Here is a 4,526-nt window from a genome sequence, read left to right on the forward strand (position 1 = left end):
GGAACAGCTCCCACAACTCATCCGGCACCAGCCGCTCAACAATTCCCGCCACGATCGACAGCCTACACAGCACGCCAAATGAGATGACGTCTAAGCCGGCGGCCGTCCGGCTCGTCGCCGACGGGCGGGCCGACTGCTGCATCGGGTCCGTGGACGTGGTGCAGCAGTACGGGCTGCGCATTCACGAGGTCTTCCAGCCGACGATGATCTGGTGCCTCTACAGCCCCTTCCCGAGACCGGACGAACCGGAACGAACCATGTCTAACCGCTGCTAGGCTCGCGCCTCACAGCCATGGCTCCGCGCCCAACAGTGCGGAGCCGCAGACGACTTGGGAGCAACCCCGTGAAGGTTCTCATCAGCGGCGGCGCCGGGTTCATCGGCAGCACCATTGCCTCGGCCTGCCTGGACGAAGGCATCGAGCCGGTCATCATTGACAACTTCTCCACCGGTCGGCGCGAGTTCGTCCAGGGGAGGATCTGCTACGAAGGGGACATCTGCGACGGTGACCTCCTGGACGAGATCTTCGCCGAGCACCCCGACATCCAGGCCGCGGTCGGGTGCGCCGCGAAGATCGTGGTGCCCGAGTCGGTTGCCGAGCCCCTGTACTACTACACCGAGAACGTCAGCAAGGGCCTGGCCTTCCTCGGCCACCTGCTGCGCAACGGCTGCACCCGCTTCCTCTTCAGCTCATCTGCCGCGATCTACGAGTCGGGGCTGGGCATCACCGAGGCCGCGCCGCTCAACCCGTCCAGCCCCTACGCGCGGACCAAGGCCGTCTTCGAGAGTGCCCTGCGCGACGTCACGGGCGGCAGTGCGCTGCGGGCCGTCTCCCTGCGCTACTTCAATCCGATCGGGGCCGACCCGAAGATGCGGTCGGGATTGCAGGTGATGAAGCCGACGCATGCCCTCGGCGTCATGATCGACAAGTTCCACGCCGGTGAGCCCTACCCCGTCACCGGAACCGACTGGGAGACCCGCGACGGGACCGGCATCCGTGACTACGTCCACGTCTGGGATCTCGCCCGCGCGCACATCGCGGCCTTGAACAACTTCGAGACGATCGTTCCCGCCGGCGGGGACACCTACCGTGTCATCAACCTCGGCTCCGGCACCGGCACCACCGTTTTCGAGCTGATCAAGGCATTCGAGAGCGTGACCGGCAGGCCCATGCCCGCGCAGCTGACCGATCGCCGTCCGGGCGACGTCGCCGGCGCCTACCCCGACATCACGCTCGCCGACACCCTCCTGGACTGGCGTCCGGAGCTTTCGCTGGAGCAGGGCATCGCCGATGCCCTGGCCTGGATCGACCGTCGCGCCCTCATGCTGAGCGGAGACTCATGACACCCATCCCGCCCTTAGGCGAGGCCGGTCCGGCGACGAGGATCCTCGTCGCCGGGTACGGCGTGATGACCGCGGGGATCATCCCCCACCTCACCGGCCTTCCCGGCACCCACGTCACCATCGCCAGCCGGCACCTCAAGGAGCCCGTGCCCGGCACGGCGCTCCTACGTACCGGCACCATCGCCTCGGCCCGGCCCGACGTCGTGCTCGGCTGCTTCGCCGACGACGACACCAGCCGCTCCTTCTGGACACACCCCCAGACCCGCGCCGCCATCACCGCCCGCCGCGCCACCTGCATCGAGCTCTCCACGATCAGCCCCGGCTGGGCCGAAGACTGGCACGAGCACATCACCGTCGCCGGCGGACTACCCGTCGAATGCCCGGTCACCGGCTCCCGGCCCGGCGCCCGCACGGGCACGCTCACCGGCTTCCTCCACAGCCCCGTCCCCCTCACCGGTGAAGGCCGCCGCGTGCTGGACGCCTTCACTGCCAAGCGGTTCGACTTCTCCAAGCCGGGAAACCCCGCCCGCTTCAAGCTGATCTTCAACGCGTGGGGGGCCGCTCTCCTGCACTGCCTGGGCGTATTTGCCCGCCAGCTCCCCGAGCACCTCGGCGAGGACTACCACACAGCGGCCGAAGCCGTCACCTCCGTCGGCTGGATGGCCCAGCTCGCCGCCTCCAAGCTCAAGCGCATCGAACAGGCCCACCCGGCCGCGCAGCTCCCGCGGACGGCAGCGCGGAGAAGACAGCCGTCGGCCTCGACCAGTGGCTGCGCCGGCACGAAAGTTGGGCCGATCAAGAACACCCGGTCAGTGACGGCCTGCCCCGGTTCTCCACCCATCAGATGAGGGCGTTCGTCTGTGATGCCGCCCTTGCCGTGCGGATGGGCCAACTGGTGCCCGACCCGCGCGCCGAGGCCGACCTGTGGGACCTGCACGCCGACCTCGGGGAACGACTGATCCGCGAGAGCGAACGCGAAGCCGAACTGCTGCACCCGAAGATCGACTACCCGCGAGAGATCGCCCGCGACCGCGAGCGCGCTACGGCCCTGCGCGCGGCTGCCAACCGCGCCAACACCCACGACCCTGCGCACGCATCCGCCGACGCCACCGAGGACACCGCCCGATGACCGGATCCAACGTGCCGAAGCGGCCGATGTCCCAGAAGACGGCCCGCGCGTTCATCGCCGACGCCCACCTCGTACGTGCGCAATCCAGGCCCCGAGCTAGGAACCCCACAGTTCAGACGGCTGGCGTCCCCGTATTCCAACCCCGAGCATCACCGGGCCTGTCCATGGTCGTTTACAGGCCGTGAACAACATGAAGCGCGTACTCGCGGCAGTCGCCCTCACGGGTGCCATCCTGTCCTGCTCCGGCGTCGCACAGGCACAGGAGACCAAGCCTGTCGACAGCGGGCCTGTCAAAGCAACCGATTCCATCATCGACGTACTCGGCGAAGCCTTCGTCACCATCCTCAATAAGCAGGCGGAGCAGCTGATCGGCAACCTCCTCAAAGGCAACAACTAGGACTGGCAGGCCAACACCCACGTCCCGGCACGCTGCATCGCGCGTGAACCACGACAGCGACCTGGCCGTCCGCACCCTCGGGGAAGCAGCGGACGGCCAGGTCCTGGAATCCGCCCCCGAGCCGCACCAGGACGACGGCCGACGGCACCTCGGTTCCGAGACCCGACAACAACGACCCCCACAACCCCGGACACCGGCAACACCCCATAGACACCTCACTCCGCTGTCCAGCGACAACGCACACCGATGACACCGAACACACCGCATCACAATGTCACCACCAGAAGGAGACCCACCCCTGACCAGCAACAACGACAACAACCCGAGATGACAACAGCCGCAGCAACCTAACGACAACCAGCCGCGGTATCGCAGCCTGCGGTGCGGCGGGCGCCGCGTACGGATTCTGGGCGGGGGCGGGCGCCCGCCCCTCCTCCTGCGGCACGAGGCCGTATTCGTCTACGGCACAGGCTCGTCTCAGAGGCTTGGTCATCAAGAGCCGTCCTCCCCCTGGAGAGACGACGCTGATTACGCTCAGTGGGTGCGCTTGCTGCTCAGCCGGTTCCAGGCGGCCACGCCGAGCATGAGGCCCCACAGGACGAAGAGGCTGTACCAGAAGAGCCCCCAAGCGGCCTGTGGGTGGGCGTCCTTGGCGGCGAAAGCGGGGGCGGAAACGACCCGGCCGGCGGCGAGCAGGTATTGCAACGCGAAGTAGGTGAAGCCCCACAGGGTCATGCCGACCGATGCAGTCAGTGACAGGGCACAGAGGGTACGGCGCGGGAGTCGCTGGCCCCAGGGCCGAACCAGTGCTAGCGCGACCACGCCACCGGCCACGGCCACGGCGCCCATCACCCAATAGCCGACCGCGGCTTCCCAGGTGCCGTGCGGAGCGGAGGCGAAGTCCCCGGGGAAGGTCGCGCCGATCCCGGCGCCCCACCAGAAGTGCGGTGCCGCGTAGGCGAGTGCCGCCACGGCGGCCGCATATCCCGGCCAGGTCCGACTTCGGCCGCGGCGCGCCATCGTCGTATCCGTTGCCGTTGCCGTTGCCGTCGTCATGATTCCCCCGAAGTCTCGTTTGCCGCACGGTGTCCCGCCTCGGAAAATCCTGCCGGAACAGCCCTACGGGCGACTCGGCCACCGGAACGAACCTGCCTCCCCCGCACGGGGGAAGCCCCGTGCGACCGGCCGACGAGGGCGGCCGGCCTGGTCCCGGCCCGGGACAACCGGCTCAAGGCGGGAGCGGGGACCGTGCGCCCGCAGGGGCGGCGTACACCGCCCGCCAGTCGCCCAAGGGGCGGACGACGGGGAGCAGGGCGACGTCCTCCGCTGAGTAGCGGCACCGTGGTCACGCCGCCCTGCCATTTGTAGTCGATCTCCACCGAGCCGACCGGAGCGACCCAACCAAAGCCTGACCGCTTGGTCCCAATCCACCCTACGGACGCCGAGGCGGCGTGCGGCCTGGCCCGGGGCCGAGGGGGACGTGCCGGTCGAGTAGGGCCAGCAGGTCCCGGCGGCGCGCGAGGGCGGCCACCTGGTCCGGTTGAACGTCGCGGAACTCGACGGCCCCGCCGAGGCGGACCAGCAGACCGGCGCGGGCGAGGTGGCCGACCGCCGCCGCGGTCACCCGCAGCCGGCACCGCAACGGCGCCCCCAGGGCC

The 4,526-nt window shown here is 69.0% G+C and carries 6 protein-coding genes and 1 pseudogene; 5 read left to right on the forward strand and 2 right to left on the reverse strand.

Annotation, left to right across the window (positions count from 1 at the left end; translation table 11 throughout):
- Positions 1 to 83 precede the first annotated feature (83 nt).
- The 5 genes from AB0F18_RS38525 to AB0F18_RS38545 all read left to right on the forward strand — a co-directional run bounded on the left by AB0F18_RS38525 (position 84) and on the right by AB0F18_RS38545 (position 2,868).
- On the forward strand, positions 84 to 275 hold the full coding sequence (locus AB0F18_RS38525; protein ID WP_362070008.1) for a hypothetical protein: 192 nt from the start codon (positions 84 to 86) through the stop codon (positions 273 to 275).
- Between the two features lie 68 nt (positions 276 to 343).
- Entirely contained in the window at positions 344 to 1,342 is a 999-nt protein-coding gene (gene galE, locus AB0F18_RS38530) for a UDP-glucose 4-epimerase GalE (protein ID WP_362070011.1), read from the forward strand.
- Positions 1,339 to 2,190 carry an NAD(P)-binding domain-containing protein gene (locus AB0F18_RS38535; RefSeq protein ID WP_362070014.1) on the forward strand — a complete coding sequence of 284 codons (852 nt, stop codon included), beginning with the start codon at positions 1,339 to 1,341 and terminating at the stop codon, positions 2,188 to 2,190. Before galE ends, AB0F18_RS38535 begins: the two co-directional genes overlap by 4 nt.
- 47 nt (positions 2,191 to 2,237) lie before the next feature.
- Positions 2,238 to 2,471 carry a hypothetical protein gene (locus tag AB0F18_RS38540; RefSeq protein WP_362070017.1) on the forward strand — a complete coding sequence of 78 codons (234 nt, stop codon included), beginning with the start codon at positions 2,238 to 2,240 and terminating at the stop codon, positions 2,469 to 2,471.
- A 181-nt stretch (positions 2,472 to 2,652) separates the two neighbouring features.
- Positions 2,653 to 2,868 carry a hypothetical protein gene (locus AB0F18_RS38545; RefSeq protein ID WP_362070020.1) on the forward strand — a complete coding sequence of 72 codons (216 nt, stop codon included), beginning with the start codon at positions 2,653 to 2,655 and terminating at the stop codon, positions 2,866 to 2,868.
- Between the two features lie 534 nt (positions 2,869 to 3,402).
- Here AB0F18_RS38545 and AB0F18_RS38550 read toward each other — a convergent pair.
- A complete protein-coding gene (locus AB0F18_RS38550; RefSeq protein WP_362070023.1) occupies positions 3,403 to 3,840 on the reverse strand; it encodes a DUF3995 domain-containing protein in 438 nt (145 codons plus the stop codon).
- 460 nt (positions 3,841 to 4,300) lie between these two features.
- A pseudogene (locus AB0F18_RS38555) lies at positions 4,301 to 4,526 on the reverse strand (hypothetical protein); the annotation flags it as partial.

Source organism: Streptomyces sp. NPDC029216 (assembly GCF_040648015.1).
Lineage (GTDB): Bacteria > Actinomycetota > Actinomycetes > Streptomycetales > Streptomycetaceae > Streptomyces.